At 63.1% G+C, this 26,395-nt stretch carries 26 protein-coding genes and 1 pseudogene; 15 read left to right on the top strand and 12 right to left on the bottom strand.

The window, feature by feature from the left end; genetic code table 11:
• Window positions 1-79 precede the first annotated feature (79 nt).
• Window positions 80-973, bottom strand: a complete 894-nt coding sequence (locus ACN9MO_RS10265; protein ID WP_057254416.1) for a LysR family transcriptional regulator — start codon at window positions 971-973, stop codon at window positions 80-82.
• Between the two features lie 155 nt (window positions 974-1,128).
• On the opposite strand from ACN9MO_RS10265, the gene ACN9MO_RS10270 reads away from it, so the two are divergent.
• Window positions 1,129-1,782, top strand: a complete 654-nt coding sequence (locus ACN9MO_RS10270) for a hydrolase (protein WP_025430698.1) — start codon at window positions 1,129-1,131, stop codon at window positions 1,780-1,782.
• Window positions 1,783-1,994: 212 nt separating this feature from the next.
• On the opposite strand, the gene ACN9MO_RS10275 is transcribed toward ACN9MO_RS10270, so the two are convergent.
• A complete protein-coding gene (locus ACN9MO_RS10275) occupies window positions 1,995-3,731 on the bottom strand; it encodes an adenylate/guanylate cyclase domain-containing protein (RefSeq protein ID WP_057253806.1) in 1,737 nt (578 codons plus the stop codon).
• Between the two features lie 353 nt (window positions 3,732-4,084).
• On the opposite strand from ACN9MO_RS10275, the gene ACN9MO_RS10280 reads away from it, so the two are divergent.
• Window positions 4,085-5,008 carry a bifunctional helix-turn-helix transcriptional regulator/GNAT family N-acetyltransferase gene (locus tag ACN9MO_RS10280; RefSeq protein ID WP_057253804.1) on the top strand — a complete coding sequence of 308 codons (924 nt, stop codon included), beginning with the start codon at window positions 4,085-4,087 and terminating at the stop codon, window positions 5,006-5,008.
• A 67-nt stretch (window positions 5,009-5,075) separates the two neighbouring features.
• Here ACN9MO_RS10280 and ACN9MO_RS10285 read toward each other — a convergent pair whose 3' ends face one another.
• The 4 genes from ACN9MO_RS10285 to ACN9MO_RS10300 all read right to left on the bottom strand — a co-directional run bounded on the left by ACN9MO_RS10285 (window position 5,076) and on the right by ACN9MO_RS10300 (window position 8,402).
• Entirely contained in the window at window positions 5,076-5,681 is a 606-nt protein-coding gene (locus tag ACN9MO_RS10285) for a histidine phosphatase family protein (protein WP_057254414.1), read from the bottom strand.
• 56 nt (window positions 5,682-5,737) lie between these two features.
• Complete coding sequence (locus ACN9MO_RS10290; RefSeq protein WP_057253802.1) at window positions 5,738-6,016, bottom strand: hypothetical protein; 279 nt, start codon at window positions 6,014-6,016, stop codon at window positions 5,738-5,740.
• Between the two features lie 10 nt (window positions 6,017-6,026).
• Window positions 6,027-6,722, bottom strand: a complete 696-nt coding sequence (locus tag ACN9MO_RS10295; protein WP_057254411.1) for an SOS response-associated peptidase — start codon at window positions 6,720-6,722, stop codon at window positions 6,027-6,029.
• 276 nt (window positions 6,723-6,998) lie between these two features.
• Entirely contained in the window at window positions 6,999-8,402 is a 1,404-nt protein-coding gene (locus ACN9MO_RS10300; protein WP_113133704.1) for a DUF1254 domain-containing protein, read from the bottom strand.
• Window positions 8,403-8,707: 305 nt separating this feature from the next.
• Here ACN9MO_RS10300 and ACN9MO_RS10305 point away from each other — a divergent pair, with 305 nt between their 5' ends.
• The 8 genes and pseudogenes from ACN9MO_RS10305 (at window position 8,708) to ACN9MO_RS10340 (ending at window position 15,770) form a co-directional block, all read left to right on the top strand.
• Window positions 8,708-9,283 carry a TetR/AcrR family transcriptional regulator gene (locus ACN9MO_RS10305; RefSeq protein ID WP_113133705.1) on the top strand — a complete coding sequence of 192 codons (576 nt, stop codon included), beginning with the start codon at window positions 8,708-8,710 and terminating at the stop codon, window positions 9,281-9,283.
• Window positions 9,280-10,251 (top strand): DMT family transporter, encoded by a 972-nt coding sequence (locus ACN9MO_RS10310; RefSeq protein WP_425984749.1) that lies wholly within the window; start codon window positions 9,280-9,282, stop codon window positions 10,249-10,251. The genes ACN9MO_RS10305 and ACN9MO_RS10310 overlap by 4 nt, the downstream gene beginning before the upstream one ends.
• Window positions 10,252-10,267: 16 nt before the next feature.
• Window positions 10,268-11,191 carry a DMT family transporter gene (locus ACN9MO_RS10315; RefSeq protein WP_113133706.1) on the top strand — a complete coding sequence of 308 codons (924 nt, stop codon included), beginning with the start codon at window positions 10,268-10,270 and terminating at the stop codon, window positions 11,189-11,191.
• Between the two features lie 66 nt (window positions 11,192-11,257).
• A complete protein-coding gene (locus tag ACN9MO_RS10320; RefSeq protein WP_113133707.1) occupies window positions 11,258-11,989 on the top strand; it encodes a hypothetical protein in 732 nt (243 codons plus the stop codon).
• Between the two features lie 529 nt (window positions 11,990-12,518).
• The gene (locus ACN9MO_RS10325; protein WP_065376267.1) at window positions 12,519-12,953 is read left to right on the top strand and encodes an Rrf2 family transcriptional regulator; all 435 of its coding nucleotides are present in this window, start codon (window positions 12,519-12,521) and stop codon (window positions 12,951-12,953) included.
• Window positions 12,954-13,224: 271 nt separating this feature from the next.
• A pseudogene (locus ACN9MO_RS10330) lies at window positions 13,225-14,106 on the top strand (NAD(P)/FAD-dependent oxidoreductase).
• A gap of 139 nt (window positions 14,107-14,245) precedes the next feature.
• Window positions 14,246-15,040, top strand: a complete 795-nt coding sequence (locus ACN9MO_RS10335) for a DUF1194 domain-containing protein (RefSeq protein ID WP_113133708.1) — start codon at window positions 14,246-14,248, stop codon at window positions 15,038-15,040.
• A gap of 388 nt (window positions 15,041-15,428) precedes the next feature.
• Complete coding sequence (locus ACN9MO_RS10340; protein ID WP_065376314.1) at window positions 15,429-15,770, top strand: DUF6616 family protein; 342 nt, start codon at window positions 15,429-15,431, stop codon at window positions 15,768-15,770.
• Window positions 15,771-15,908: 138 nt separating this feature from the next.
• Here ACN9MO_RS10340 and ACN9MO_RS10345 read toward each other — a convergent pair whose 3' ends face one another.
• A complete protein-coding gene (locus tag ACN9MO_RS10345) occupies window positions 15,909-16,340 on the bottom strand; it encodes a GNAT family N-acetyltransferase (RefSeq protein ID WP_113133709.1) in 432 nt (143 codons plus the stop codon).
• Window positions 16,341-16,679: 339 nt separating this feature from the next.
• Here ACN9MO_RS10345 and ACN9MO_RS10350 point away from each other — a divergent pair, with 339 nt between their 5' ends.
• Together ACN9MO_RS10350 and ACN9MO_RS10355 are read left to right on the top strand one after the other, a co-directional pair.
• A complete protein-coding gene (locus tag ACN9MO_RS10350) occupies window positions 16,680-17,189 on the top strand; it encodes an NUDIX hydrolase (RefSeq protein ID WP_113133710.1) in 510 nt (169 codons plus the stop codon).
• A 150-nt stretch (window positions 17,190-17,339) separates the two neighbouring features.
• Window positions 17,340-17,807: a truncated hemoglobin gene (locus tag ACN9MO_RS10355; RefSeq protein WP_113133711.1), complete on the top strand. Its 468-nt coding sequence runs from the start codon at window positions 17,340-17,342 to the stop codon at window positions 17,805-17,807.
• A gap of 21 nt (window positions 17,808-17,828) precedes the next feature.
• Here ACN9MO_RS10355 and recX read toward each other — a convergent pair whose 3' ends face one another.
• The 3 genes from recX to ACN9MO_RS10370 form a co-directional block, all read right to left on the bottom strand.
• Window positions 17,829-18,341, bottom strand: a complete 513-nt coding sequence (gene recX / locus ACN9MO_RS10360) for a recombination regulator RecX (RefSeq protein WP_113133715.1) — start codon at window positions 18,339-18,341, stop codon at window positions 17,829-17,831.
• 310 nt (window positions 18,342-18,651) lie between these two features.
• Window positions 18,652-19,422 carry a siderophore-interacting protein gene (locus tag ACN9MO_RS10365; protein ID WP_113133712.1) on the bottom strand — a complete coding sequence of 257 codons (771 nt, stop codon included), beginning with the start codon at window positions 19,420-19,422 and terminating at the stop codon, window positions 18,652-18,654.
• Window positions 19,423-19,692: 270 nt separating this feature from the next.
• A complete protein-coding gene (locus ACN9MO_RS10370; protein ID WP_057253767.1) occupies window positions 19,693-20,922 on the bottom strand; it encodes a PLP-dependent aminotransferase family protein in 1,230 nt (409 codons plus the stop codon).
• Window positions 20,923-21,475: 553 nt separating this feature from the next.
• On the opposite strand from ACN9MO_RS10370, the gene ACN9MO_RS10375 reads away from it, so the two are divergent.
• From ACN9MO_RS10375 to ACN9MO_RS10385, 3 genes are all read left to right on the top strand, one after another.
• The gene (locus ACN9MO_RS10375; RefSeq protein WP_082616045.1) at window positions 21,476-23,113 is read left to right on the top strand and encodes an arylsulfatase; all 1,638 of its coding nucleotides are present in this window, start codon (window positions 21,476-21,478) and stop codon (window positions 23,111-23,113) included.
• A 162-nt stretch (window positions 23,114-23,275) separates the two neighbouring features.
• Complete coding sequence (locus ACN9MO_RS10380) at window positions 23,276-23,722, top strand: hypothetical protein (RefSeq protein ID WP_057253765.1); 447 nt, start codon at window positions 23,276-23,278, stop codon at window positions 23,720-23,722.
• Between the two features lie 283 nt (window positions 23,723-24,005).
• Window positions 24,006-24,602, top strand: a complete 597-nt coding sequence (locus ACN9MO_RS10385; RefSeq protein ID WP_058322434.1) for a class I SAM-dependent methyltransferase — start codon at window positions 24,006-24,008, stop codon at window positions 24,600-24,602.
• A 170-nt stretch (window positions 24,603-24,772) separates the two neighbouring features.
• On the opposite strand, the gene ACN9MO_RS10390 is transcribed toward ACN9MO_RS10385, so the two are convergent.
• Both ACN9MO_RS10390 and ACN9MO_RS10395 read right to left on the bottom strand, forming a co-directional pair.
• Entirely contained in the window at window positions 24,773-25,615 is an 843-nt protein-coding gene (locus ACN9MO_RS10390; protein ID WP_425984760.1) for an RDD family protein, read from the bottom strand.
• Window positions 25,591-25,986: a DUF4339 domain-containing protein gene (locus ACN9MO_RS10395; RefSeq protein ID WP_425984763.1), complete on the bottom strand. Its 396-nt coding sequence runs from the start codon at window positions 25,984-25,986 to the stop codon at window positions 25,591-25,593. The genes ACN9MO_RS10390 and ACN9MO_RS10395 overlap by 25 nt, the downstream gene beginning before the upstream one ends.
• Between the last annotated feature and the right edge of the window lie 409 nt (window positions 25,987-26,395).

The following is a 26,395-nucleotide window of genomic DNA, read 5'->3' on the forward strand; positions in this document are numbered from 1 at the left end:
CGTGGACATTCGCCACGACCGATCATCCCCGCATCCTGACATCGATTGAGATCGGCCGGGGCTGCGCACCGTTCGTGTCTTAGAGACCGACGCCCGCAGGGTCCGGAGTTTGTTCGAAACACTCGATCAGCATTTCGGTGAGGACACGTACCTTCCTTGCGGGATGCTGCCCCGGCGGACGGATAACATATACACCTGCCGGAGGTGGCGGATGGCGTGTCATGACCGGAACCAGCGCGCCGGAGGCTATATATTCATGGGTGACGCCATCGGGGAGCCACGCGATGCCGAGTCCTGTCAATGCAGCGGCGGCGAGAGCTAGGGCGTTGTCGGCCTTGAAGCGCCCCCGCGGATAAACCGTAATGATCTTGTCGCCATCCATAAATTGCCAGCCCTCCGTTCCTTGCATGAGGGCCTGATGGGCGACGAGTTCCTCCAGCGTCTCGGGGGAACCATGCGTTTTGACATAGTCCGGGCTCGCGACCAACTTCCCGTAGATCGGCCCGACGCGTCTTGCGACCAGGTTAGAGTCCTGGAGATACCCAACCCGGATCGCGCAATCAAAGCCCTCCGCGATGAGATCGACGAAGCGATCACTGTAGGCGGCATGGATATGGAGCTGCGGGTGGCGTTGCGCCATTTGCGCGAGTACGGGCGCGAAGTGGGTCGGGCCGAAAGAAAGCGGCACAGCAACTCTCAAGCGGCCGCAAAGGTCACCGGCGGGTAGGATCGTTTCCCTTGCCATGTCGATCTCGGCACAGACTCTGGCTGCATGGTCCCGAAACGTGATCCCGGCTTCTGTGAGAGCTGCGCCGCGGGTTGTTCGTGCAAGAAGTTGCACGCCAAGTTCCGCTTCAAGTCGGACGAGCCGCCGGCTGACCATTGACTTGGAGACGCCCAGCCGCCGCGCGGCGGGCGAAACGCCCCCAGCATCAGCCACTTCCACGAATGTCCGCAGATCTTCGATATCCACTTTGGCGTTCCCCATTTCGCGACACAGCTTGGCACAAACGAAGGCTACCGTATCAAAAATGGGAATGGCAGTGTCCGTTTCGTAGGCAGCGCCGCTGTCAGCGCATGTCTGCCGGTAAGCCGACCTCACACAAAACGGCAGCAGAGGATGTATTCATGACCTTTCGTAACGGCCTTGCTTCGCTTCTTCGCCCGGAGGATTCCGTACTCGTTCTGATTGACCATCAGCCCTACCAGCTCGCAAACCTAAACAGCCACGATCCGCAGATGGTGGTCAACAATTCGACGGCTCTGGCGAAGGCCGCCAAGGCCTTCGGCGTACCGACCATCCTGACCAGCGTGATCGCTGAGCGTGGCGGTCTCATCTTCCCGCAAATCACCGATGTGTTCCCGGGCCAGGAAGTGATCGACCGGACGTTCATCAACACCTGGGAGGACCGGAAGGTGGTGGATGCGGTCAAGGCGACGGGCCGCAAGCAGTTGATCATCGCCGGCCTGTGGACCGAGATCTGCGTCGCGATGCCGGTGATCCAGGCCCTCGGCGAAGGCTGGGACGTGACGGTCATCACCGACGCTTCGGGAGGGACTTCGGTCGAGGCTCACGAGGTCGCTATCCAACGGATGATCGCGGCCGGTGCGAACATGATGACCTGGCTGGCGCTGGCGTCCGAATGGCAGCGCGACTGGGCCCGCACCCAGCATGCCGCCGAGCTGACGGACGTGCTCAAGCATCATGCCGCTGGTAGCGGCATCGCGTTCCTGTGGGAGCAACAACTGCTCAACACGCCGATACCGAGCAACGCAGGCTGATGCGTGGCGAATTCTCAAGGCTGCCCATTTGAGCGGCCTCTGAAACTGGGGCTGGTCGCTAGAAACGCGACCAGCGTCGCTAACTGGAATTGCAGTTTTCCCGGCTTTGGCGGTCAAAATTCCAGAAAATCGTGGCGAGCTACAGTCGTTTTTCCGGGCGCCACCAGGGCGACCGTCATCGCGCAATGCCCGTCGCCTGGCGTCGAGACAGCTCACCCCGCCCCAGCCTTGGTGAGCCCCTCACGCAAATGCTGCGCATCGCTCTCCTGCGCATAATGCAGCGTCGAAAGAAACGTCTCGATCCCAAACGTCGGCGCCAGCGTCCGAACCTTCTCCATATGCGCGTTCGCCGCAATGTTGTCGCCGAGCCAGCCGTGGCAGGCGGCGACGAAGGCGTGTTGCGTCTCGTCCATGCTCGTAAGATGCATGAAGGCCTCGATCGCCTCGCCATATTGGCGGGCGGCGAAATGGGCCTTGCCGAGGTGGCTCCAGAACCGCTCCGGATGATGCGGGTTGAGGCGCATGGCCTTCAGGATCCATTCCACCCCCTCTTCGGGCCGTCCGAGCCAGGTCAGGAGTTCGCCCTGCTGCACCACGACAAGGTCGTAGTTGGGGTTGAGGAAGAGCGCCCGCTCCTGGTGATAGCGCGCCATCGTCAGCTCGTTGTTGTTGACGTTGACGGCCGCAAGGATGCGGTGCACGTCGGCGTCGTTGTCGTCGAGCGCCAGCGCCCGTTCCAGTTCGGCGTTGACCTCCACCCAGGTCGCGTCCTTGTCGGCGCACCATCCGTAGACCCAGGCCTGCCCGAGGATGCAGGCCCGCCAGGCATGGGCATGGGCATAGCCGGGGTCGAGTGCCACCGCCCGGTCGATCAGCGATTGGGCTTGGCTGTTGTCGGCGACGGTGCTGCGATGGTGCAGCACCTTGGCGGCGAGCGCGCATTCATAGGCCGCCATGTTGGCCGGCTTCGTGCGGGAGAGCTGGTCGCGCTGGGCGGCCTCGACGCGGCCCGGCAAGGTGGCGGCGATCGCCGCCGTCACCTCGTCCTGAATGGCGAAGATGTCGTCCAGCTGCCGGTCGTATTTGTCGGCCCAGATATGGGCGTCGTTGAGCGCGTCGATGAGCTGGACGGTGACGCGCACCCTCTCGCCGATCTTGCGAACGCTGCCTTCCACCAGGTATTGCGCCCCGAGCCGTGCGGCCACCTCGCGCGCGTTGACCGGCTGGTTCTTGTAGACGAAGCTCGAATTGCGCGAGATGACGAAGAGCTCATGGCGGCGCGACAGCGCAGTGATGATGTCTTCGGTCAGGCCATCGGCGAAGAACTCCTGATCCGGGTCGCCGCTCATGTTGTCGAACGGCAGCACCACGATCGTCGGCTTGCAGACGGCCCTTTTCGCATCGGCCTCGTCGGGCGAAGCCGGCAGGATCACGCCTTCGGGCCCGATGCGATAGAGATGCACGGGGCGGCTGATGTTCTTCAGTATCTTCTCGCCAAGGTCTTCGATCGGCAGTTCGAGGCGGTCGGCCACCTGTGTCGCCACCGCGGCGGTCACGCAGATGCCGCCGACATCGGCCAGTTGCTCGATGCGCGCGGCGATGTTGACGCCGTCACCGAAGATGTCGTCGTCCTCGAAGATGATGTCGCCGAGATTGATGCCGATGCGGAATTCGATCCGCCGGTCCTCCGGCACGTCGCTGTTGCGCCGCTTCATGCGCTGCTGGATCTCGACCGCGCATTTGACCGCATCGGTCACGCTCTGGAACTCGACCAGCATTCCGTCGCCGGTGGTCTTGATCAGCCGGCCCTTGTTCTTGGCGATCGCCGGATCGATGAGCTCGATGCGGTGGGTTCTGAGCCGCGCAAGCGTGCCCGCTTCGTCGGCCTCCATCAACCGACTGTAGCCGGCCATGTCGGCCGCCAGCACTGCGGCGAGTCTCTGCTCCATGGGCTTGCCAAACACTTTGAAAAGCGGCCCGTTCCGGGCTTCCGGACCAAGGAGATCACCGCAGAATACTATCGTACGGCGACGCGATCGCCTACCTAAATTAGCACTCACCAAATCAAGAGGGAGCAAGTGTCCGGAAGCAACCCGGCGCTGCGCATCATTCGATTGCGGCATCGAGCGACGAACCAGGCGATCGAGGCTTCTCGAAAGCTGCTCGCGAAGCAAGCCTGGGTCAGAGCAGATTCCCGTTCAGGTCGTCGAGCCTTGGGGCCTACGGTGCCGTCTCCACTTGACATTAATTGACTTAGGCAACTATTTATATGCTCACGGCAACTTTATGAAGGCGTCACCGCATGTCTCCGCAACAAATCGACGACCGCGCCCAGACGGTGCGGCGCTTCAACCGGTTTTACACCCGCCTGATCGGCCTGCTGCACGAGCACCTGCTCGCCAGCGCCTTCTCGCTGACGGAGGTTCGCATTCTCTATGAACTGGCGCACCGGCCGGCGCTGACGGCAACCGACCTCTGCCGCGAACTTGGCCTCGATGCCGGCTATCTGAGCCGGGTCATCGCCGGCTTCGAGAAGAAGGGACTGGTCGAAAAGACACGCTCGCCGGCGGACGGCCGGGTCGCACAGCTGGAACTGACGGAAGCGGGGCGCGCGACGTTCCAGCCGCTGGAGGATGCCTCCCAGCGCGAAGTCGTCGCCATGCTGGAAAAGCTCTCGGTGCCGGAACAGCGGCAACTGGTCGCCGCGATGGGCGAGATCGAGAGCCTGCTGCGGGACGAGCGGACGCCAGGCTATATCCTGCGCGATCCGCAACCGGGCGACATGGGCTGGATCATCCATCGCCAGGGCGCGCTCTATGCGCAGGAATACGGCTGGAGCACCGAGTTCGAGGCCCTGGTCGCGGAAATCATCGTCAAATACATGCGCGACTACGACCCCGCTTCGGACCGGTGCTGGATCGCTGAAAAGGATGGCAAGGTGGTCGGCTCGGTGTTTCTCGTCCGGCACGACGCAACGACGGCAAAGCTCCGGCTACTCTATGTCGAGCCGAGCGCGCGGGGCCTCGGTATCGGCCGCCGCCTGGTCGAGGAATGCATGCGACACGCCCGCCTTCAGGGCTACAGGCGCATGGTGCTGTGGACCAATGCCGGCCTCGACGCTGCCCGCCACATCTATGAGAAGGCCGGTTTCGCGCTGATCGAGGAAGAGCAGCACCACAGTTTCGGCAAGGATCTTACCGGCCAGACGTGGGCACGCGATCTGTGAGGATCTTGCCGGCGGCTTGCACGCGACAGAAGGCCGAAGGCCATGTCGTCCCGCCGGGCGCACCCGTTTACTGCGTTTGCAGTGATGGGGCACGCACCGGCGAGCCGCTGACGAGGCTGAACGTCCCGTCACAGAGGCGGTAGAATCCGTTCTGCGGAACCGGCAGTTCCAGCATTTCCCGCCGCGAGAGGCCGGCATAGACGCCGCGCACCAGCCGGCCAAAGAGCCCGTGGGATATCGCGACCGTCGGCCCCTTGATATCGGCGAGCCAGCTCTTTGCCCGGGCGCAGGCTGCGTCGAAGCTCTCTCCATCCGGCGATCGAAAGTACCAGTCGAAGGCGTCGGAACCGTCGAGCACGCCCGGAAACTCGTTGTCGATCTCGAACATCGTCAGACCGTCCCAGGAACCGACGGAAACCTCCATCAGGCGTGCGTCCTCGCGACGCGCCAGCGGCAGCACGCGCTGCACCCGCTCCGCTGTTTCCCGTGTTCTGCCGAGGGGACTGACGTGCAACTCGACAGTATGCGGATCGTCCGTCATTTCCTCCAATAGCAGCCGCGCAACGAAATCCGCCTGCTCAAGCCCGCGTCCGGTTAGTGGCGAATCCTGCTGCCCCTGGAAGCGGCCAAGGGTGTTCCAGACGGTCTCGCCGTGGCGCAGAAGGTAGATCACGGTCGGCACAGCCGACTTTGAAAGGGAAGCGTTGGTTCGGTCCACCGGAGTTTCGCTCAGAACAAAGGGATGGAGAAACCGGCTAACAAGGTAGCCCAAATAAGTATGCCCATAGGATAGCCATAGAGTAATTTTTCCCGAGGCGACATCTCAAAGTCAGGATCGGTCGAATCTCCCTTGTACATCTTCGGCCCGAAATCGACGGTAAAATCCCAGCCATTGCCTTTGTAAAAGCGCAATGACCAGATGAACCAATAGGTTTCCCGGATCAGAAATGCGGCGAGTACAGGTACGACCAAGTACAGTACGTAAACGGGGTCTTCGTTCTTCAGCAAGATGATTCTCTCACTCCACCGGATCGAGAATATCCGGCGTATCGTTCTTCGGCGAGCCCACCTTGCTGCCGATCTTCCACATGGTCATCAGATCAGGCGGAAACGGTTTCATCAGGTCAGGGGCTTCCGGCTCTGGCGAAAGCCAGCGCTCGTAGTCCTCAGGGTGAAGGATCACCGGCATGCGGTCGTGGATATCGGCGATCATGGCGTTGGCATCGGTGGTGACGATCGCGAAGGTGCGGATATCTTCGTCGGTTGCCGGGTCGCGCCATGTCTCCCAGATGCCGGCAAGGCAGAAGGGTTCGCCCGATTTCATGGCGATGGCATAGGGCTGCTTGTCCTTGCCGGTGCCGTGAATGTCCTTCCACTCGAAGAAGCCGTCGATCGGCACCAGGCAGCGGCGCCGCTGATAGGACGAACGGAACTTCGTCGCGATCGTGTCGCTGCGCACGTTGACGAGCGGCCGCCCTGCCTTCGGATCCTTCGTCCAGCTCGGGATCAGCCCCCAGCGCGCCGAAACGAAGACCGGGCCGAAGAGATCGGGATCGCGGATCACGTCGCGGATGATGATTGGATAGATCAGCGTCGGCGCGCCGTTATAGCGCGGAAACTGGTTGGCGAGCGCTTCGACGCCGCCGCGCGTCGCAAAGCCGAAGGCGCGCAGCAATCCCTCGAGATTGGTCTTCAGATAGACGCGTCCGCACATGATCGCTCCTCTGGAACCGGCGGCAAAACGAACGGCAGCATCGGCTTTGCGCATTCAACAGGCGCCGGAGCCGCAGGCAAAAGGTATAGCCCGGCCGCTCCGGGTCAACGGCCGTAGCCCATGGCCCTCTCCGGGCTCCAAGAAGTTTGGCGCCAGCGCCCTCTTCTACAGCGCCGCGCGTCTTATCAGACGCGCAAAGGTCGCTGTAGCACTTTGAATTGCTGCATGTTTTTGTCCTTTAATCGGATACGATTAAAGGAAACATGCAGTGGCGCGTCACTTCATCTTCTCGACATCGGGCAGCTTCCAGCTCTTTTCGAACAGCGGCTTTTCCGGGCCGTAGAGCCTGAAGAGCAGCTCGAACTTGCGGCTCGGATCGACCGGCACCCAGTTGGCCTCCTTGCCCGCTGGCGCCTTGGCGCCGAAGAAGACCTCGACCGAGCCGTCGGCGTTCTTCTGAACGCCTGACCCGATCGAGGCGACACTTGCCTTGTCCATGTTGCGGATCAGAGCATGGGTCTCGCGGTCATAGGCCGTCACCGACCAGTATTGCTTGACCGGCGCATCCTTCGGCACGACGAGGCGATAATTGGCGCTGCCGTCGAAGGCGTTGCCGTCCTTGTCCTTGTTGGCCATCAGGTAGAACTGCGCCGTGCCGATATGCTTGATGCCGGTGAAGCCGAGCGTGTAGGTCACGCCGCGGGCGTCGACCGGATAGCTGTTCGGGTCGGCATAGGCGTCCGTGGCGGCCGCCACCATGTCCGGCAGGCCGGCCGGAAACCAGCGGATGCCCTCGTTGATCACAGGGAAGCCAGCGTCATAGCGTGCGGAAAGCTCGGCCTTGGCCTCGGCGGCCGCCGCGTCGAGAAGCTTCTTCGTCTCGTCGCTTGGCTGGTAGGGCTTGCCCTTCTCGATCCCGAGCGTTTTCAGATGATCGATCATCACCCGGTCGCGTTCGAGCCAGGGCTCCGTCTGCACGACGCGGTTCAGGTTGTCGAAGAATCTCGCATCGTAGCGGATGGTGCTGTCGAACAGCACATCATAGGCGTCTGTAAAGACCGTTTCCGGCGGCTTGTCGGTCACCGGCATCGGGTAGATCTTGATCTTCTTGCCATAGGCGACCGATTTTTCGATATCGGCGTCGGCATGGCTCTTCAGGTTAGAGCGCAGCAGCGCAAAACCTGTGAAGGTGTCCGAGCGAAGCGGAATGAAGCCCTCCGGCACCTCGCCCATGTAGTCCGGCGGCAGGATCAGGTACTTGCCGCCCTTGCCCTTGTCCGCTCCCTCCGGCCCGGCATCCTCAAGCGGCATCTGCCAGGCATTGACGATGTTGCCGGCGATCGATCCGCCTTCTGCCGGCGGGATTTCGATGACGATGGGTCCGTCCTTCACGTTCCAGAACGACATGAAGTAGATCGCGTCCGGGTTCGGCGTCAGCGTCTGGTTCTTCCAGTTGACCGGCCGCGACCAGTAGACGATCTCGTTGACCTTGGCCTTGGTCTTCGAAAGCGCCTCCTGCAGCATCAGGTCGGCGTTGACCGCCGGCATGCCCCAGATGACCGCCTCCGTCGCCCGGCGCTCGACGGCGCGGCGCTGAAGACCTTCCGGCGAAACGTCCTGTGCGACGACACTCGCCGTTCCGGCAAGGAGCGCAAGCGCTGTAAAGGCAACCCGAAGCATGTGGATCCTCACTTTCGGCAATGTCCATCTGAAGCGCGAAACGCAATGCGGCGTGACGCCAGGCCGCATCTTTCCACCGCGATGAACCGCTGGGAAGTAGACCTCCCGCCTTTTCGCCGCGGAAGTACGTAACAGTTACCTAAATCAGAAAACCAGGCCCGTGATCGCCGGCTCCTCCTCAGACCGGACACTGCCTTGGCATTGAGCCCTTGGCATAGCGCCCTTGGCATCCGGCCCCTTACATCCGGCCCTTGACATCAGGACAAATTAGGTAGATCGGTCTACCTAACGTTTTGGAGAAAGCGATGAGCGAGAAAGCGCCGGCGCGCGAGCGCCTGCTGAAGGCCGCGGCCGAATTGTTCTATCGAGATGGGGTCGGTGCCACCGGCATCGATGCAATCACCGCGCATGCGGGCGTCGCCAAGATGAGCCTCTACAACAACTTCTCGTCCAAGACCGATCTGGTGAATGCCTATATCGAGGCCCGGCACAAGGAATGGCAGGAGCTTTACCGTGAGCGCCTGGCACACGCGGCAACGCCGCGAGACCGGGTGCTGGCGATCTTCGATAGCTATGTCGACCACGCCGAGATGGCTTACTCCTGGGGCTTCCGCGGCTGCGGGCTGCTGAATGCCGCAGCCGAGCTTTCCGTCGGTGACCCCGCCCGCGCCATCGTCGCCCTGCAGAAGGACGAGGTCGAAACGCTGTTCAAGCAATATCTGCGCGAGATGCGGCCGGAAGCCGGGGCCGCGATCGACGAGACCGCAGAACATCTCTCCTTCCTGCTCGAAGGCGCGATGTCGCGCGCCGGGCTCGACGGCAACGACATCAGGCTGAAGTCCGCGCGCAGGATCGCCATCTCGATCATGGAGCAGCTATGACCTCCCAGAATTCCGTTTCTTTCGTCGGCTTTGCCTGCGTGCTGATCGCCTCCGCCCTCTGGGGCACGACCGGCACCACCGCCACCTTTGCCTCAGGTGTCAGCCCGCTCGGCATCGGCGCCGTCGCCATGGGTTTCGGCGGCCTGCTCCTGGCGCTGACGGCGCTGCACTCGATCGTCAAGAGCAGCAGCCGGATCGCTGCACAATGGCCGATGCTGGTCCTCGGTTCGCTCTCGGTCGCGATCTATCCACTCGCCTTCTACAGTTCCATGCACCTCGCCGGTGTCGCCATCGGCACCGTCATCTCCATCGGCTCGGCGCCGCTGGCAGCCTCGCTGATCGAGCGCATCTTCGACGGCCAGAAGCTCACGACCCGCTGGCTACTGGGCGCTGCCGCCGGCCTTGCTGGCGCCGTGCTTCTCACTTTTTCCGAAAGCGCCGGCCACGGCGGCGGAAACGCTCAGGACGCGGCGGCGGTCCTTTACGGCGTTCTGCTCGGCCTCGTCTCCGGCCTGCTCTATGCGCTCTATTCCTGGGTAGCGCGCCGGCTGATGCAGGCGGGCATCCCGCCGCGCGCCGCCATGGGCTCGATCTTCGGCGTCGGCGGCGTGGCTCTCCTGCCGGTGCTCGCCTTCACCGGCGCGCCGCTGCTTTCGTCGTGGACGAACATCGCCGTCGGCGTCTACATGGCGCTCGTGCCGGTGCTCGTCGCCTATGTGCTCTTCGCCTATGGTCTCGCCCGCGTGTCGGCCACCATGGCGACCACGCTGTCGCTGCTCGAACCGGTCATTGCCGCCGTGCTTGCGGTCGTCATCGTCGGCGAGCGCCTGCCGGCCGAGGGCTGGGTGGGTATCGGCCTGATCGTCGGCTCGCTCTTCGTCCTGACCGTTCCGGTGCCGGGGCGGCATCGCCGCGCCAAGCCTGAGCGATCCGATGCCGCGATCGACGCGGCGCTCCACACCCGCTGAAGCCGGAAGCCTTGAGATGAGCGACGTTGCTGCGCTGCCCCAACGCCAGGCAAACCGGTTCTCCGCGATCGTCATTCTGATCTTGCTCGAAGCGGCGCTGGTGGTCTCCTGGAGCGCCGGCTTCGTCGGCATCCGCTTCGCGATCGACCACGCGCCGATCTTCCTGATCCTGCTCTGGCGCAGCCTCGTCTCCGGCCTGCTGCTGCTTCCCTTCGCGCTGACGATCGGGCCGAAAATCCGGATGAAGAATGCGGTCCCGCAAATGCTCTTCGGCGCGCTCGCCATGTCCGGCTATCTCGCGGGCTTTGCGCTGGCCATTTCCTACGGCGTGCCGACCGGCCTCGTGGCGCTGATCGCCGACATGCTGCCGCTGGCGGTCGCCATCCTCTCCTGGCCCATTCTCGGCCAGTCGCTTAACCCTCGCCAATGGCTCGGCTCCTTCATCGGCCTGACCGGTGTGCTCATTGCCTCCGGCTGGTCGCTCGATCTCGGCAATGTGCCGCTCTGGGCCTATGGCCTGCCGGTGCTCGGCACCCTGTCGCTGGCGCTGGCGACACTTTTGCAGAAGCGCAGCCCGGCGGGCGCCATGCCGGTGCATCAGAGCCTCTGCATCCAGTGCCTTTCGGCGGCAGCGATCTTCGCGCTCTTTGCCTGGCATGAAGGCAACGTGCTGCCTGTTCTCGATCCGGGCTTTATCGGCGGCATCCTCTGGCTGGTCTTTATCGCCACCTTCGGCGCCTGGAGCCTCTATTATCTCGCGCTCAAAAAATCCTCGCCCGCCCGCGTCACCGCGATCCTCTATCTGAGCCCACCGGTGACGATGATCTGGGCCTTCGTCATGTTCGCCGAACCCCTCTCCTGGGCCATGGCAGCCGGCCTCACCGTCTCGCTCATCGGCATCGTCATCGTCGCACGGGCGCAACGGCCGGTTCACGGCTGACGGCACGGCTTGCATCTTGCGGTGGTCCTTGCAAAAGCTCTCCACCAAACAATCAGGGCAGCGGCCATGAGCTTTTCCGAAGTCAAACCACGTCACGTGCTCTGCCTGCTCGGCGGAGAGCGGCCCTTCTCCGAGCTGTGCGGCATGATCCAGTCGGCGATCGACAGTTTCGCCCCCGGCTTCGAGATCGACTATACGTTTTCCGAGGACGCGCCGGATGACCGCATGCCGATGTCCTTCGAGGTCTGCTGGGATCGCGTGCAGAAGGGTGCGTGGACTAAAGACGACGAAGAGGCTGTCGGCGACCACCGCTCAGTGATCTATGTGCTCGGCCCTGCGATGACGGCCGAGGATGCCGTGGAGACCTCCGGCACGGCGCTTCGGCTGGTCGTCCATGCACTGGAAAATGGCATCGTTGCCGCCAAGGGCGAGAGCGCCGGCGTCGCACACGGCGTTGCCAGGTGGAAGCAGCTTGCCCGCGACGCGGAGGGCCAGACGGGCGCTTCCCTCGCCCGTCCCTGCCGCCTCGCCTTCGGCAAGCGGCCGATCGGCACGGCCGAATACCTCTACAGCATCGGCTTCCATCTCGTCGGAATACCCGACGTCTACGCGCCAAGAAGCCTTTCTGACGACGAACTGGCGCTGAGCGCGATCATCGACAGCGTTGCCGAGGAGGTCTTCGCCGAGGGTGTCGAAAAGGTCGTGGCGCGCCGCGGCGCCAAGTTGCTGCCCGTCGACGCCTACGACGAGGACGAGTTCAAGTACAATCCCTATGGCGCCCTCCATCTGGCGCCTTAGGCCTAGCCTGAGGTCAGCATGGTCCCCATCGCTGCCCTGTCTGCTTGCCACGAGAGACCCCCACCCACCCTCATCTCTGTGCTCGTCACAGAGATTCAGCAGCCGTGCGTCGGCACGGCGCGAGATGTGACCCCGGCGCTGACTCCCACATTTGTGGAGAAGCCCCTAGCGCCGCGGACGCGGCGCTACTGGATTCCTGTGACAAGCACAGGAATGAGGGAGGTGTTGTTGGCGTCAGTAGCGTCCAAAGTTTCTCTGGCTGTTTGGAGTGAGGGAGCCCACCCACCCTCATCTCTGTGCTCGTCACAGAGATCCAGCAGCCGTGCGTCGGCGCGGCGTAATAGGCGGTCCCGGCGCGATGCCTTCTAGCTTTGTGGGAAGAAGTCCCTCGCGTCGCGGACGCGGCGCGGCTGGATTCCTGTGACAAGCACAGGAATGAGGACTGGAGAAACGCCTTGCCACACCGTCAGGCCCGCTGCCCGTCACACGCCCCTTGCATCACGCTTCGATTCGTAATAATTGAAGTTACATGAAAAAAGACAGCCGCCTTTCCTCCGTTCTGCACGCGCTTCTCCACATGGCCGAGCGCGGCGAACCTTTGACCTCGGACGAGCTTGCGCTCTGCATGCGCACCAATCCGGTCGTCGTCCGCCGCACTATGGGCTTCCTGCGCGATGCCGGCATCGTTTCCTCCGCCCGCGGGCACGCGGGCGGCTGGGCGATCACCGCCGATCTCAAGACCGTGACGCTCCGGCAATTGCACGAGACGCTTGGCGAGCCCGCGATCTTTGCCATCGGCAACCGGCAGGAAATGCCGGAATGCCTCGTCGAGCAAGCGGTCAATGCCGCCCTCGACACCGCCTTCGCGGAAGCGGAAGCGCTGCTGCTCGACCGCTTCGCCCATGTGACGCTCGCCGATCTCGCCGAGGATTTCGCAAGGCGGCACCGGCTTCGAGCTCAGTGAACTGCGCCGGACCGATCCACGTCACGGCGCGATCGGTCCCGTTACGTAAGCGCGGGATGCGGGGGCCCATAGATGTCCCCCGCCCCGCTTCCGGCAATTCCCGGAAAGAACGGTTTTTCCGTCCGGAATTGCATCCATTCGAAGAGTGACAATTCCCGGAACCGCATGAAGGCGGTTTTCCGGCCGGAACTCTATTGCCCAAAGCTCGGGTCGAGACACTGGTTCGGAGAACCGGTGGGCTGGTCCGCGCGCAACCGAAAGGACTTGAACGATGCAACAGGACGTCATCATCATCGGCGGCAGCTATGCCGGCATGGCCGCCGCCCTCCAGCTTCTGCGCGCCCGCCGGCGCGTGGCTATCATCGACGAGGGCATTCGCCGCAACCGGTTTGCCAGCCACTCCCATGGCTTCCTCGGCCAGGACGGCATCGATCCCGCCGAGATCGCCGCAACCGCGCGGGCGCAGCTCTCCAAGTACCCGACGCTCACCTAGATCGAGGGCCGCGCCGTGACCGCCAGCGGCAAGAACGATGCCTTCGTCGTCACCACCGCGGACGGTGCGTCCTTTAAGGGACGACGCCTGCTTTTCGCTACCGGCGTCAAGGACGGCCTGCCCAAGATCGAGGGGCTGACCGAACGTTGGGGCAAGAGCGCCTTCCATTGCCCCTATTGCCACGGCTACGAGCTGAATGAGGGCGAGATCGCGGTCATCGCGGCAAGCCCGATGTCGATCCACCAGGCGCAGCTCATTCCCGAATGGGGCAAGGTGACCTTCTTCACCAATGGCGCCATCGCGCTCGACAAGGAGGGCCGTGCCGACCTCATCAAACGCGGTGTCACCATCGACGAAACCCCGATCGTCAGGCTCGAAGGCCACGCGGAAGTGGTGCTGACCGATGGCCGCCGCCTGCCCTTCTCCGGCATCTTCGTCGCCACCCGCACCACGCCCGCCAGCGACATCGCCGAACGCTTCGGCTGCGAGATCGAGGAAACACCGATGGGGCTGCAGATCCGGGCCACGGCCGCCAAGGAAACAACCATACCCGGCGCCTATGCCTGCGGCGACGTCGGCCGCGTCCCCCACTCTGTCTCGCTCGCCGTCGGCGACGGCGCCTGGGCCGGCGCGCAACTGCACCGCTCGCTGGTCTTCTGATCGGGGAGCCAAGGCCGATCGCGGCCGTCCGTTGCGATCGACCGCGTTCGGCGTAGCATGCACTTGTTGCCTCCAGCTTTGCGTGCCGCGTCAGGCGCGCAAAGCCGCTTCGGCGCTCCCATACAGAGGCCCGGCTGCAATGACGCTCAGATCTGTCCTTCTTGCCTGCGCCTGTCTGCTCGGCGGAAGCATCTCCGCCAAGCCGCTATCGGTCGACCTCGAACTGGTGCTCGCCGTCGACGTCTCCTACTCGATGGAACTCGACGAGCAGCGGCTGCAGCGGCAGGGTTATGTCGCCGCCTTTCTCGAGCCCGAATTGATCGAGGCCATCGAGAACGGCCCGCTCGGCCGCATCGCCGTCACCTATGTCGAGTGGGGCGGCGCGGCGGTGCAGGTCACGCCCTGGACGCTGATCGACGGTCGTGGCACGGCGGTGCAATATTCCGAGCTCCTGCGCCGGCAACCGATCCGGCGGATCGCCTTCACCTCGATCTCCAACACCCTTGCGTTCACCCGACGGCTGTTCGATTTCAGCCCCTTCGAGGGCAGCCGCCGCGTCATCGATATCTCCGGCGACGGCCCCAACAATTCCGGCGTCCCGGCGCCGGTCGCCCGCAATTCCACCGTCGCCCGCGGCATCGTCATCGATGGCCTGCCGATCATGCTGAAAACACACGCAGCCTCGGACTCAGCCTCCATCCCCGACCTCGACGCCTATTACCGCGAATGCGTGATCGGCGGCGACGGTGCGTTTCTGGTGAAGGTGTCCGATAGCGGCGAGTTCGCCAGCGCCATCCTGCGCAAGCTGATCACCGAGATCTCCGGCCTGGAGGTAAGTCGCATGGAGCCGGCCACCGTGCGGCCGGTTCAGGCCGGCAGCGGCTACAATTGCTTCATCGGCGAGGAGATGCAGGAGCGGATGATCGGACGGTAGACACAATCTTGCTGCCCTGTTGCCGTGGAGCGTCCTTCTGCCCTCAAGTGATGCGGCTTGGAGGCAGGATGCTCTAGTCCGCCACATCCCCACCCGTCATCCTCGGGCTCGACCCGAGGATCCATGCGCGCGACGTAAAACACTCAGGCCACCGTTCTGGATGCTCGGGTCAAGCCCGAGCATGACGGAGGGCCAGGTGCGCCAGCTAAGGCACGCGGCGCTATGCGCCATCAGCGCGGTTGCAGGCGCGCCGCTTCAGTCAACGACCGGGATCTCCATCCACAGCCAACAACAGGCAACGTGTTGACTCTGAAATTGCAGGAGCATGAAACGGCTCTCCGACCGAACACTCCGATTTCAGACTGACAAGCAGACACGAAAGCAGACGATGCCTCACTACCTGACCGAACTTTACAGCGCCAAGCCGGCGTGGCTTGCCCTTTCAAGGCAGGGACGCCAGCAGTTCTTCACCGCGATCGGCTCCGCCATGCCGGCGCTGTCGGCGCTCGGCGTGGAACTGATCACCTTCGGCAAGGTCGACCAGTCCAAGCTGCACGCGGCCTCGCAGACCTTCTTCGCGGTCTGGCGCTGCCCGGATGCGACGGCGCTGGAAGCCCTCGTTTCGGGTATCGCGCAATCCGGCTGGCATGAGTATTTCGACACGATCAACGCCGGCGGCAAAGGCACCGATTTTGCCGGCCACCTTACGCAGCTCGGCGAAGCCGCATAGGTCTTGCCTGTGTCCCGCTTCCTTGCAGCGCCGCGCGTCATATCAGACGCGCAAAGGTCGCTGTAGCGCTTTGATTTTCTGCATGTCTTTGTCCTTAAATCGAGTCGATTTAAGGAGACATGCAGTAGCCCCTTCGCTTCAACTCGCGATCGGCTTGAGGGGGCTGTAGAACACGATCTCCGGGTCGTTCTCGTCGAGATTGTCGATATAACCACTCGGCCGAAAACCGGCCCTGACAAGCAGATCCTGCATGACGCGGTTGGACATGTTGGTCGAGGTAAAGAGTTTTGAGCCGGCGCACATCGTCTGGAAATGCGCGATTAGCGCCGCGCCGAGACCACGCCGGCGATGGGAGGCTCCGACCATCAGCATCTCGATGAGGGCGTGACCAAAGAAGTGGCGGGTCAGCACGCCATAGGCCGCAACCTCGCCATCGACCTCGACCAGATGGCAGCAGCCGTTTTCCAGCCAGCCGGCGATGTCAGCGCATCGTGTCGGATCGCCCGCCGCAACGGTGTCGATCGCACAGAGCGCCGGATGGTCATCCTTGACCGCAAGTCGAATTCGCATGGTCCGGTTCCGCAATTTTCGCGGGAACCTACGGCGATTGATCGATCCGCGCAATGACGATGGAATGCTGCCCCCAAAAGGGCGCCATCCCCGCCGCCAGCCAATGCCAGCGGCGGGGGATTGCGCCTTAGCGCGGCGACAGTTGTACGTAATGGTTACGAAGTGGGACGCTTGGCGCGCGCAGTTGCGCGCCTCGCGGCGGCAAGTATTCGGTGGATGAAGCACGTCCGATCATCGGATTGCCATCCGCCACCGCTTCCGCGTAACAAGCGGTTGCCATTAGTATCTCGCCGCGAAACTGCCGGCGCTCGCAACAAGGGCGCGACAGAAAAGGGACGCATGAAATCGACCAAGAAGGACAGCGGGCAAAAGACCGGCAAGGCCGGAACGCTCTTGCAACAACTTGCAAGAGCGCCCGAGAAGCTGTTTTCAGGGTCGTTTCGCCAGCAAATCGCCGCGCTTTGCTTCCGCCCAACGAAAAATGGCAGCGGCATCGAAATCCTGGTGGTCACTTCGCGTGAGAGCGGTCGCTGGGTCATTCCCAAGGGATGGCCGATGAAGCGCAAGAAGCCATACGAGGCGGCGGAAATCGAGGCCTGGCAGGAGGCCGGCGTACGCGGCAAGGTCCGGAAAAAGCCGGTCGGCAGCTACACCTATCTGAAATCGCTCGATGACGGCGACGTCGTGCCCTGCGTGGTCGATATCTTTCAGATCGAAGTCGATGAAATTGCGGATGATTTCAAGGAGCGCGGCGAGCGCGTTCTTGCCTGGGTCAGTCCCGACGAAGCGGCGCGCCGTGTCCGCGAAATCGAGCTGAAGTCGCTGCTGGTCGAATTCGTGCCGCGCTGAACGATAGCATCCTGCGGTCCGGTCCAAACCGCAAACACTCGCCCCCGCATTGACGACAGATTGCCGCAATCGGCGGTTCGGCCTTTGGCGCCGGCGCAACAGCGCCTATATGAGGCCGGCAAAGCCGAGGGCCGAAGCCGGGGTAATAGGATGAACGACGAACTGCAGGGCCGCGCCGTCCATGTCGCGGCGATCCGTGAACGGGCGGAAGCCGAGATGAAGGCGATCGGCGTCGATGACGCTTTCATCGGCCATCTGGTCGATACGTTCTACGCGCGCGTGCTCGCCCATCCGGAGCTCGGCCCCGTCTTCGGCGCCAGGCTTTCGGGCCGCTGGCCGGAGCATATGGAAAAGATGAAGAGCTTCTGGTCGGCCGTCGCCTTCCGCAACGGCGCCTATGGCGGCAAGCCGGTGCAGGCCCATGTCGGCGTCGCCAAACTGACGCCGGATCTCTTCCCGAAATGGCTGGAACTCTTCTCCACCACCCTCGACGACATCGCGCCCAACCAGGAGGCCAAGGCCTGGTTCATGGCGACGGCCGAGCGCATTGCCCGCAGCCTGACGCTTTCCCTCTTCTACAATCCCGCCCTCGACGACCCCGCGCTGAAGCGCGGGTAACGACCGGGCTTTGCCCTGCCGTCAGAGCAAGCGGCCTGCGATCAGGATTTCCTCGGCCTCGTCAAAGGACATTGCGAAAACCCGCTTGCCCAGCTCGAAACTGAAACCGCCCCTCGCAAAGGCGGAAAGCTCCTTCATCGTGCGCTTCTCGTCGAGATCGATCTTGCGAAACGGGCCGAAAGCGCGCTTCCGCGCCAGAACGACGGCGGCATAGAGATCGTCGGCCTCCGCAACCGCCGCGGCGACATCGGTTTTCGCGATGCCCTTCTGCGACAGTTTCTGCGCGATCGCCCGCTTCGACTTGCCGCCGCGCATGCCCGAGCGGGTCTTGATCTCGGCATAGGCCTGATCGTTGAGCGCGCCGTTGTCATAGGCGAAGGTCACGGCGGCAGCGGCCAGTAACTCTACCTGGGTGGTGCTGATATCCTCGAACTTCTCCCGCGCCTTGCGCGCGATCGCATCGAAAAGCTGCTTCTCCGTCAGCATCTGGCGGTGAAGCCGATAGGCCGCGGAATTGCGCGCCCAGGCATACATGCGTGGCGTCGGCTGATCCGATTGCTCTGTCTCGTCGTTGAGGTTCAAGCCTGCCCTACCCTCGTAGTGACCACAGTCAGCAACAGCCGATCGCGATCCGAGGGATCGGACCAGCGCCGCATCGAAATGCGAAATGACCTGACTCTCCCGGACAAGGCAATTCCGCCGCCAACCCGGCTCACAGTTTTCGCGGGCGTTGTTCCGTTGGAATGGCGGCGAGCGCACCGAAAGGCGGGCGCGGGCATGAGGGCGCCGCGACGGAAGGGCCGCGCGGATCTTTCGAACCGGTGGCCCTCCGTTCTCGCGGTCGCTAGTCGAACTTCTCGGTGCTGTCCGCCTTACCCTTCACCCAGTAGCCGGAGGCCTTGAGCCAGGTGAGCGGCAGGCCACGCTCCTCGACGAAATGGCTGCGGATCGCCCGTGTCACCGCGGCCTCAGCCGCAATCCACACGAAGGTGCCGGGCTCGAGCTTCACCGAACGCACGACCGAGAGCAGCGCCGAAGGGTCGCTCGCCCTATCGAGCGGACGATAGGCCCAATGGGTCGTGAGCGCCGCTTCGGTGCGGAAGGCCTGGCGTTCGTCCGGCCCGGTGACAGCCGCGATACTGGTGATCTCGTGGCCATCAGGCGTCTCTTCGATCCGCCGCCCGATGGCCGGCAGCGCCGTTTCGTCGCCGATCAGCAGCCAGCGCCGGAAATCTCCCGAGACGACGGCCGAACCGCGCGGCCCGCCGATTTCGAGGTGATCGCCGACCGCAGCATTCATCGCCCAGGCGGTCACGGGCCCCGCCTCGTGCAGCGCGAAATCGAGCGCCAGGATGCGTGCGTCGTTGTCGTAGCGCCGGGGCGTATAGTCCCGGTGCTCCACGGTGCCATCGGCGCCGGGCACGAAGATCTTGATGTGGTCGTCCGCCCCGAGGCTGACGAAGTCCGCGAGATCTTCACCGGAAAGCGTGATCCTCAGCATGCCGGGCGTAATACGCTCGATGCCGGAGACGACGAGAGACCGCCGCCTGAGCTCATGGCGAACACGCTCGATGCGCGGCGCAGCAAGGTTGGAATAGTTGAGAGGATTGTCCATTTGCATCCCTTAGGGGGCTCGAAAACCTCGATCCGCAGGACACAGTCGCGCAGATCGAAGCCGCTTCAAGCCGTTCGATCATACGCGTTGAGTGACGTTAACGCTTACGTGGCCGGGATACGCCCGGTCATGTCACGCCTTCTGTCTACCGGAAGGGCCTGCACCGATCAATGCGTCATCCTGATCACATCTTCGTGGTGGCGCCAGCCAAAAGAAAAACGCGCCCGCCGTAGCGGAGGCGTTCTTTTTCTGGACCGGAAGCTTGGCGTCTTAGGCAGCCAGCGCCGCCGCTTCGCCGCGGACGAGATCGCCGAGGCGGCGAATGCCCTCGTCGATCATCTGGTCGTTGGCGCAGGAGAAGGAGACGCGCAGCGTATTTTCGCCCGAGCCGTCGGCAAAGAAGGCGCGGCCGGGCACGAAGGCGACCTTCACCGTCTCGATCGATTTCGCCAGCAGTGCGGCACCATCCATGCCCTTCGGCAGCGTCACCCAGACGAACATGCCACCTTCCGGCTTCGTCCAGGAAACACCCTCGGGCATGTACTTTTCGAGCGCCGCCAGCATGGCGTTGCGGCGCTGCTTGTAGACCCGGTGGATCTTGGCCACCTGCTGGTCGAAGCCGCGCTCGGCAACCGTGCAGATCGCCATCTGGTTGATCGTCGAGGAATGGAGATCGGCCGCCTGCTTCAGAAGCACCAGTTTGCGGATCACCTTTTCCGAGGCGCAGACCCAGCCGACGCGAAGGCCCGGGGCCAGCGTCTTCGAGAACGAGCCGCAATAGATCGTGCGGGTGTTGTTGATGTCGCCCTTGCGCGCGATTTCGAGCGCCAGGATCGGCGGCACCGGCTCGCCGTCGTAGCGCAGCGACTGGTAGGCCGCGTCTTCGATGACGGCGATGTCGAGGTCTTCGGCAAGCGCCAGCACGCGCTCGCGGCCGGCCCGGTCGACGGTCTCGCCGGTCGGGTTGGCGAAATCGGCCGACAGATAGGCGAACTTGACGCGGCCGCCCGCTTCGCCTGCCGCCTGGCGGTAGGCTTCCGGCGTGCGGTTGCCGTTCGGGTTCAGCTGGTCGTAGGTCGGCTCATAGGCGTTGAAGGCCTGCAGCGCACCGAGATAGGTCGGCCAGGTGACGAGTGCGGTATCGTTCGGCGACAGGAACAGCTTGCCGAGATAATCGAGGCCTTGCTGCGAACCCGAAGTGATGAAGATGTTGTCGGCGCCTGCGGGAATGCCGATTTTTTCCATCTGCTTGGCGAGCCATTCGCGCAGTGGCTTGTAGCCTTCGCTGACCGAATACTGCAGCGCCGCGCCAACGGCCGGGCCTGCGAAGATCTCCGCATAGGCGTCCTTGAATTCCGCATCCGGAAACAGCGCGGGGTCGGGAATGCCGCCGGCAAACGAGATGATGTCAGGACGATCGAGCAGCTTCAAAAGTTCGCGGATTTCCGAGGCGCGCATCCGGCTCGAGCGCGTCGCGAAGATGTGTTCCCAATCCAGCATGGGGTGTTTCCTCAGAGATTATTGGTGCGGAAAGCGGTTCTCCGCTTTCTCCCGCGTCGTTGTAGAGCGCCGTGCTTTCAGGTGAACGCACAAAGGACGCTCGGGCATTTTCGTTCTAGAGCATCTTTCCACTTCAAGCGATCCCACTTGAGAGCGCGACGCTCTGGACGGCGAAGCGACAGGACCACGATGGCTAATTTATGTCAATATTATTGACCTAAATCCGTGCGTTTTTCGGGCTTTTTGGGCTCTTCGCACGTTGCGTCCGGGGCCTGACGTTACGTCAGTCCAAGCCGAATGCCACGCGGCCCCGGGCAAAGCAAGCCACTGCGTAACTGTTACGCTCTTGCCGCCTGCCTCTGCCGGGCGCACAGTCATGCGTCCACCGATTGTGTTTCATGGCAGCGCCGTCTGTCCGGACGGACGTCAACGGCCGCTGCAGCGCTTTCACGTGCCGCATGATTTGCCCTCGGCTCGATCCGATCGCAGGCCCGATCGCAGCAATGACGCGGCACAAAGGTCCCGATCCACTGGCGATATGGAGCGACATGCCATGAGCAAGCATCCAATATCCGATCAACCCGAACAGAACGGACAGCCTCAGAACGAACCGCTTTTGAGTGTCAGCCGCCGCGACCTGCTGCTTGGTGGCAGTGCATTGGCCGCAGCGGCGCTGACCGTCTCCGCCCCCGCGGCGCACGCGCAGCAATCAGCAGCGCCTGCCGCCGGCGGCGGCAAGCCGAACATCCTGATGATCATGGGCGACGATATCGGCTGGCTCAATCCGAGCATCTATCACCGCGGCATGATGGGCTATCGCACGCCCAACATCGACCGCATCGGCAATGAGGGTGCTCTCTTCACCGATTGGTATGGCGAGCAGAGCTGCACCGCCGGGCGCGCCGCCTTCATCACCGGCCAGTCGCCGATCCGCACCGGCCTGACGAAAGTCGGCCTGCCCGGCGCCGATCTCGGCCTGCAGCCGGAAGACCCGACCGTTGCCGAACTGCTCAAGGCGCAGGGCTATGCCACCGGCCAGTTCGGCAAGAACCACCTGGGCGACAAGGACGAGTTCCTGCCGACCGCCCACGGCTTCGACGAGTTCTTCGGCAACCTTTACCACCTCAATGCCGAGGAGGAGCCGGAAAATCCCGATTATCCGAAGAGCCCGGAATTTGCCAAGCGCTTCGGCCCGCGCGGCGTCATCCACTCCTATGCCGATGGCCGGATCGAGGATACCGGCGCGCTGACGAAGAAGCGCATGGAAACGGTCGACAGCGAGTTCCTGGCGGCCGCCCTCGATTTCATCGACCGCCAGCACAATGCCCAGAAGCCGTGGTTCTGCTATTTCAACTCGACCCGCATGCATATCTTCACGCACCTGAAGGCAGAGTCTCAAGGCAAGACCGGCAAGGGTCTCTACCCCGACGGTATGGTGGAGCATGACGGCCATGTCGGCGAGCTGCTCAAGAAGCTCGAGGATCTTGGCGTTCTCGAAAACACCATCGTCATCTACACGACCGACAACGGCGCCGAAGTGATGAGCTGGCCGGATGGCGGTACGACACCGTTCCGCGGCGAGAAGGCCACCAACTGGGAAGGGGGATATCGCGTTCCGATGCTGATCCGCTGGCCGGGCGTCATCAAGCCGAACACGGTCTATAATGACATGTTCTCGCATTACGACCTGATCCCGACCTTCTGCGCCGCCGCGGGCGAGCCGGATATCGTGGCGAAGTGCCTCACCGGCTATGAGGCCGGCAGCAAGACCTTCAAGGTCCACCTCGACGGCTTCAACCTGATGCCCTTCTTCCGCGGCGAAGTGATGGATTCGCCCCGGCGCGAATTCCTCTACTGGAACGATGACGGCGAACTGGTGGCGATCCGGGTGCAGGACTGGAAGGTCAACTTCAAGATCCAGGAACACACCGGCATCGGCGTCTGGCAGCGCGAATTCACCAGCCTTCGCGTCCCCTGGATCATCAACATCCGCGCCGACCCCTTCGAGCGCGGCCCGGAATCCTTCGAATACGACCGCTGGATGGCAGAGCGCGCCTTCATCCTCGTGCCCTCGCAGGCGCTGGTCGCCAAGTGGCTGGAAAGCTTCAGGGAGTTCCCGATCCGCCAGAAGCCGGCAAGCTTCAATCTCGACGAGGTGATGGACAAGCTCTCGACCGGCGGCAAACAATAGGCATGATGCCCCTCGCCGCTTCCATCTCGCAGGGCAGCCTCTGCGGGATGGCGGCGGCGGAAGAAGCCGCACCCGTTGCCGGAGAGTTCAAAGGAACGAAATTGCGGACAGAGGAGCTGAAGAGTAGAATTTCGCCCTTCATTCGACCGGAGGGACTAGGCCATGAGACTGTTTATCCTGTCGGCTGGCGCCACCCTGGCGCTGGCATCCGCAGCCTTTGCGGCACCCACGGCGCCCGCGACGCAACCCCTGAAGATCTCCAAGGAGTGCAGCCAGTTCACCGGCGACACGCCGAGCTTCTGCACCATCACGGAATCGAACCTTGAGGCGATCCCGGCGGGCACCAAGATCCTCTACTACGGACCGGTGATCACCAATCCGCTCTTCTCCAGCAGCAATGCGGTCATCGCCGTCGGAAACGGCGACTCGGCGCTCGGATACTGCATCGTCTACGAATCGGCCAGCCCGCCGCTTGGAACCTGTGCGTTTCATGCGGGCAGCGGCACGCTCGCCGGTTTCCAGGCGATCGTGAAGGTCACGGTCGACGACAAGCAGATCTGGCACTGGGACGGAGGCTACGTCCTCGGCGCCACCCAGGCCGCCAAGTGAGACGTTAAGAAGCCGGTCTCGCCGGCTGTTTGACATGAGTTCAGGGCGTGACACCTGATCAGGTGACATTGGCGGCGAGGCCGACGTTCGCCACGGACGTCAGTCGCGGATCGATCGGATCGGATGGCTTCAAGCCTTCCGAAGAGAAATTCCAGTGTTTGCAATAGTGATCGGCACCGACGAACCGGTCGTCGAGCGGCCTGCGCCGCGCAGGCCTTGACAGTGGCAGGCGACTACCATCCGCTACGCTCGCTCGCTCATGGACCGCAGCCAAGACGAACGCATGGCCGAACCCGACGACACCCTCGCCTTTTACCGCGACAACGCCGCCACCTATGCCGCACGCGACCGCAAGCCGCCGACGGCGCGGCTCGCCGCCTTCATGCGCGCGTTGCCGCCGGGCGCCGCCGTCCTCGACCTTGGTTGCGGCGGCGGGGACGACAGCCTCGTCATGCTCGAAGCCGCTCTCGACGTCACCGCCTGCGACGGCTCGGCGGAACTGGCCCGCGAGGCGGAAAAGCGCATCGGTCGCAAGGTCAAGGTGATGAGGTTTCAGGAGATCGACTGGCACGACCGCTTCCATGGGATCTGGGCCGAAGCGTCGCTCCTGCACGTGCCGCGCGCCGAGCTCGCCGACGTCCTCGAGCGCGTTCATCGGTCGCTGAGGCCGGGCGGTGTTCTCCACGCGAGCTTCAAGGCCGGCGAGGCGGAGGGGTACGACCGCCTGGGGCGCTACTACAACTATCCTTCGGCAGAATGGCTTCGCACTTGCCTCCAGCACAGCCGCTGGTCGAACATCGAGATCAGCGAGGCCGATGGCGGCGGCTACGACGGCGAGCCGACCCGCTGGCTGCATGTCGCGGCAATCCGATCGGCCTGACGCCCGCTCAGCGCCCGAGTCTCGCCAACCTGCGTGTCCCCAAGGCCTGTCGCATGAAAAGGTGTCACACGCCAGGCTTTAAGCTCTTGTTTTCATGAACGTCGTCGCCGCAAAACCGCTGCACACTTCTGCCCGACAGGCATTCGATCCCCCACCGATGCAAGCGACGCCTACTTCGGCGCCGTTGCGAACATGGCGTCGACAAACCGCTTCGCCTCCGCCTGCTGCTCCCCAGAACTTCCGCGGGTGTAGACCAACGTTCTCCACGCGTCGCGTCCGCTGACGGCCACCGTCACTTCAACACGCGTATCCTCGACACCCAAAGCCTTCCCCGTTGCCTGCAAGGCTGTCATGTCGAGGACCGTGACTGGCTGCCACGCAGAGGTGATCTTGATATCCGAGGCCAAGGCGAACGCAAGCGCCTCCGCATAAACGGCGGTTTCGACGCCTTCGGACGGGAGCTGTTCGTGACCGAACACCGCCTCCGACAGAAGTTCGGCGGAAAAGAAATAGAAGGCGCGACCATCCTCGACTTCGAGTTCCTCGGGCTGCCAGGACGCTCCGATAGTTGCCGCCCTCTGCGTCACCGGATTGGACCAGGATTGGGTTGTGCGGAGGTTCCTCTCCATCTGCCGATCCTCCATCCCGAGCACGGAGGTGCCGACAAACAGAGCGGCCGAAACGGCGAGCGCGACCCCGAAACGAACCTCTGAGGGATCGGCAAGAACTGCCGGATTGCCATCGTCGTAGCTCGCGGGCTGCCCCAGGGCAACGCGCCGGTGCTGCCGGATTTGCGTGAACAGGGAAACGAAGGGAATGCCGAACCCCAGGCCCGCCACCCAGACCATGAACTCCCTGACCAGGAAGAACGCGAAGCGGTCGCGACCGGGCGGCACGGGAACTCGCACACCGACGATTGCCTTGCCGGGCGTGGTCCCCGTGACGGCCATGCTGATGGCAAGCACCACCGCGACGAGGGGCAACAACATCAAGCCCAGCAGCACGCTGGGCATGGAAACCATTCGCAGGTAGGTGCTCGGCGCGTAGAAGACAGCCCACAGACCGATGCCCGCGCCAAGCAGCGGGACAGGAAATTGTCGATGAAGCGCGCCCAAAACCGCGGCCAGGGCCGGTAGCTGACGGCCGGCCTTGGCAGGACCGCGACCGGTTCGGCGACAGGTTCCAGCGCGCCCGGTTGCTCCGGCAGCGTTGCGAAGACCTCGGCAAGTTCGGGATGGCTTGCGGCCACCCGCCGTTCTTCCGCCCCTTCCCGCCAGACGACGGTCTCGTCCGCAATCTTGCCGTCTCGAATGAGGGTACGAACCTCGTCGTCACCGACAGGCCCATGTTGTTCTGGTCCTGCTGAGTAGTACCAAGCTGCCATGCTGTTGCCCCTTGCCTTGCGGCACGAGTAGCAAAAGCCATCGCAGCGGTAAAGTTGCGGAAATCAAAATGAACATTCCAGGAGTTGTCGCCGCGCCGTCGCCACAACAACAGCTCTGGCGCGCCGAAGCGGCAGCAGCCGGCACCGCGCATCGGCCGAACCCGGTATCCGATCCGCTTCGCCTCAGGCCTCGCTGCTAAAGTAACTCAGGATCAAAAGCGTGCAGATCGCTGCAACGATCAAGGCGTCGAAAAGTGCAAAATGCTCGAAGAACGAGAGCATGGCATTTCCTCCTTCCAACTAAACCTATGAGAGCACATATTTCCACGGTTTGGAAGAAGAATACCGGGCTATACTGACGTTCAATCGATATTACTCGGCATTATTATTGCTCTGCAGCAAATTTATT

This window comes from Ensifer sp. R-19, assembly GCF_049905105.1.
Taxonomy (GTDB): domain Bacteria; phylum Pseudomonadota; class Alphaproteobacteria; order Rhizobiales; family Rhizobiaceae; genus Ensifer.

Bases quoted from the DNA above. Each gene is read 5' to 3' on its own strand.
- ACN9MO_RS10270 (WP_025430698.1), top strand. From the start codon at position 1,129: ATGACCTTTCGTAACGGCCTTGCTTCGCTTCTTCGCCCGGAGGATTCC.
- ACN9MO_RS10345 (WP_113133709.1), bottom strand. From the start codon at position 16,340: ATGCGAATTCGACTTGCGGTCAAGGATGACCATCCGGCGCTCTGTGCG.
- recX (WP_113133715.1), bottom strand. From the start codon at position 18,341: ATGTATGCCTGGGCGCGCAATTCCGCGGCCTATCGGCTTCACCGCCAG.
- ACN9MO_RS10355 (WP_113133711.1), top strand. From the start codon at position 17,340: ATGAACGACGAACTGCAGGGCCGCGCCGTCCATGTCGCGGCGATCCGT.
- ACN9MO_RS10370 (WP_057253767.1), bottom strand. From the start codon at position 20,922: ATGCTGGATTGGGAACACATCTTCGCGACGCGCTCGAGCCGGATGCGC.
- ACN9MO_RS10385 (WP_058322434.1), top strand. From the start codon at position 24,006: ATGGCCGAACCCGACGACACCCTCGCCTTTTACCGCGACAACGCCGCC.
- ACN9MO_RS10380 (WP_057253765.1), top strand. From the start codon at position 23,276: ATGAGACTGTTTATCCTGTCGGCTGGCGCCACCCTGGCGCTGGCATCC.
- ACN9MO_RS10295 (WP_057254411.1), bottom strand. From the start codon at position 6,722: ATGTGCGGACGCGTCTATCTGAAGACCAATCTCGAGGGATTGCTGCGC.
- ACN9MO_RS10335 (WP_113133708.1), top strand. From the start codon at position 14,246: ATGACGCTCAGATCTGTCCTTCTTGCCTGCGCCTGTCTGCTCGGCGGA.
- ACN9MO_RS10280 (WP_057253804.1), top strand. From the start codon at position 4,085: ATGTCTCCGCAACAAATCGACGACCGCGCCCAGACGGTGCGGCGCTTC.
- ACN9MO_RS10300 (WP_113133704.1), bottom strand. From the start codon at position 8,402: ATGCTTCGGGTTGCCTTTACAGCGCTTGCGCTCCTTGCCGGAACGGCG.
- ACN9MO_RS10325 (WP_065376267.1), top strand. From the start codon at position 12,519: ATGAAAAAAGACAGCCGCCTTTCCTCCGTTCTGCACGCGCTTCTCCAC.
- ACN9MO_RS10375 (WP_082616045.1), top strand. From the start codon at position 21,476: ATGAGCAAGCATCCAATATCCGATCAACCCGAACAGAACGGACAGCCT.
- ACN9MO_RS10365 (WP_113133712.1), bottom strand. From the start codon at position 19,422: ATGGACAATCCTCTCAACTATTCCAACCTTGCTGCGCCGCGCATCGAG.
- ACN9MO_RS10390 (WP_425984760.1), bottom strand. From the start codon at position 25,615: ATGCCCAGCGTGCTGCTGGGCTTGATGTTGTTGCCCCTCGTCGCGGTG.
- ACN9MO_RS10315 (WP_113133706.1), top strand. From the start codon at position 10,268: ATGAGCGACGTTGCTGCGCTGCCCCAACGCCAGGCAAACCGGTTCTCC.
- ACN9MO_RS10340 (WP_065376314.1), top strand. From the start codon at position 15,429: ATGCCTCACTACCTGACCGAACTTTACAGCGCCAAGCCGGCGTGGCTT.
- ACN9MO_RS10305 (WP_113133705.1), top strand. From the start codon at position 8,708: ATGAGCGAGAAAGCGCCGGCGCGCGAGCGCCTGCTGAAGGCCGCGGCC.
- ACN9MO_RS10310 (WP_425984749.1), top strand. From the start codon at position 9,280: ATGACCTCCCAGAATTCCGTTTCTTTCGTCGGCTTTGCCTGCGTGCTG.
- ACN9MO_RS10275 (WP_057253806.1), bottom strand. From the start codon at position 3,731: ATGGAGCAGAGACTCGCCGCAGTGCTGGCGGCCGACATGGCCGGCTAC.
- ACN9MO_RS10350 (WP_113133710.1), top strand. From the start codon at position 16,680: ATGAAATCGACCAAGAAGGACAGCGGGCAAAAGACCGGCAAGGCCGGA.
- ACN9MO_RS10320 (WP_113133707.1), top strand. From the start codon at position 11,258: ATGAGCTTTTCCGAAGTCAAACCACGTCACGTGCTCTGCCTGCTCGGC.
- ACN9MO_RS10395 (WP_425984763.1), bottom strand. From the start codon at position 25,986: ATGGCAGCTTGGTACTACTCAGCAGGACCAGAACAACATGGGCCTGTC.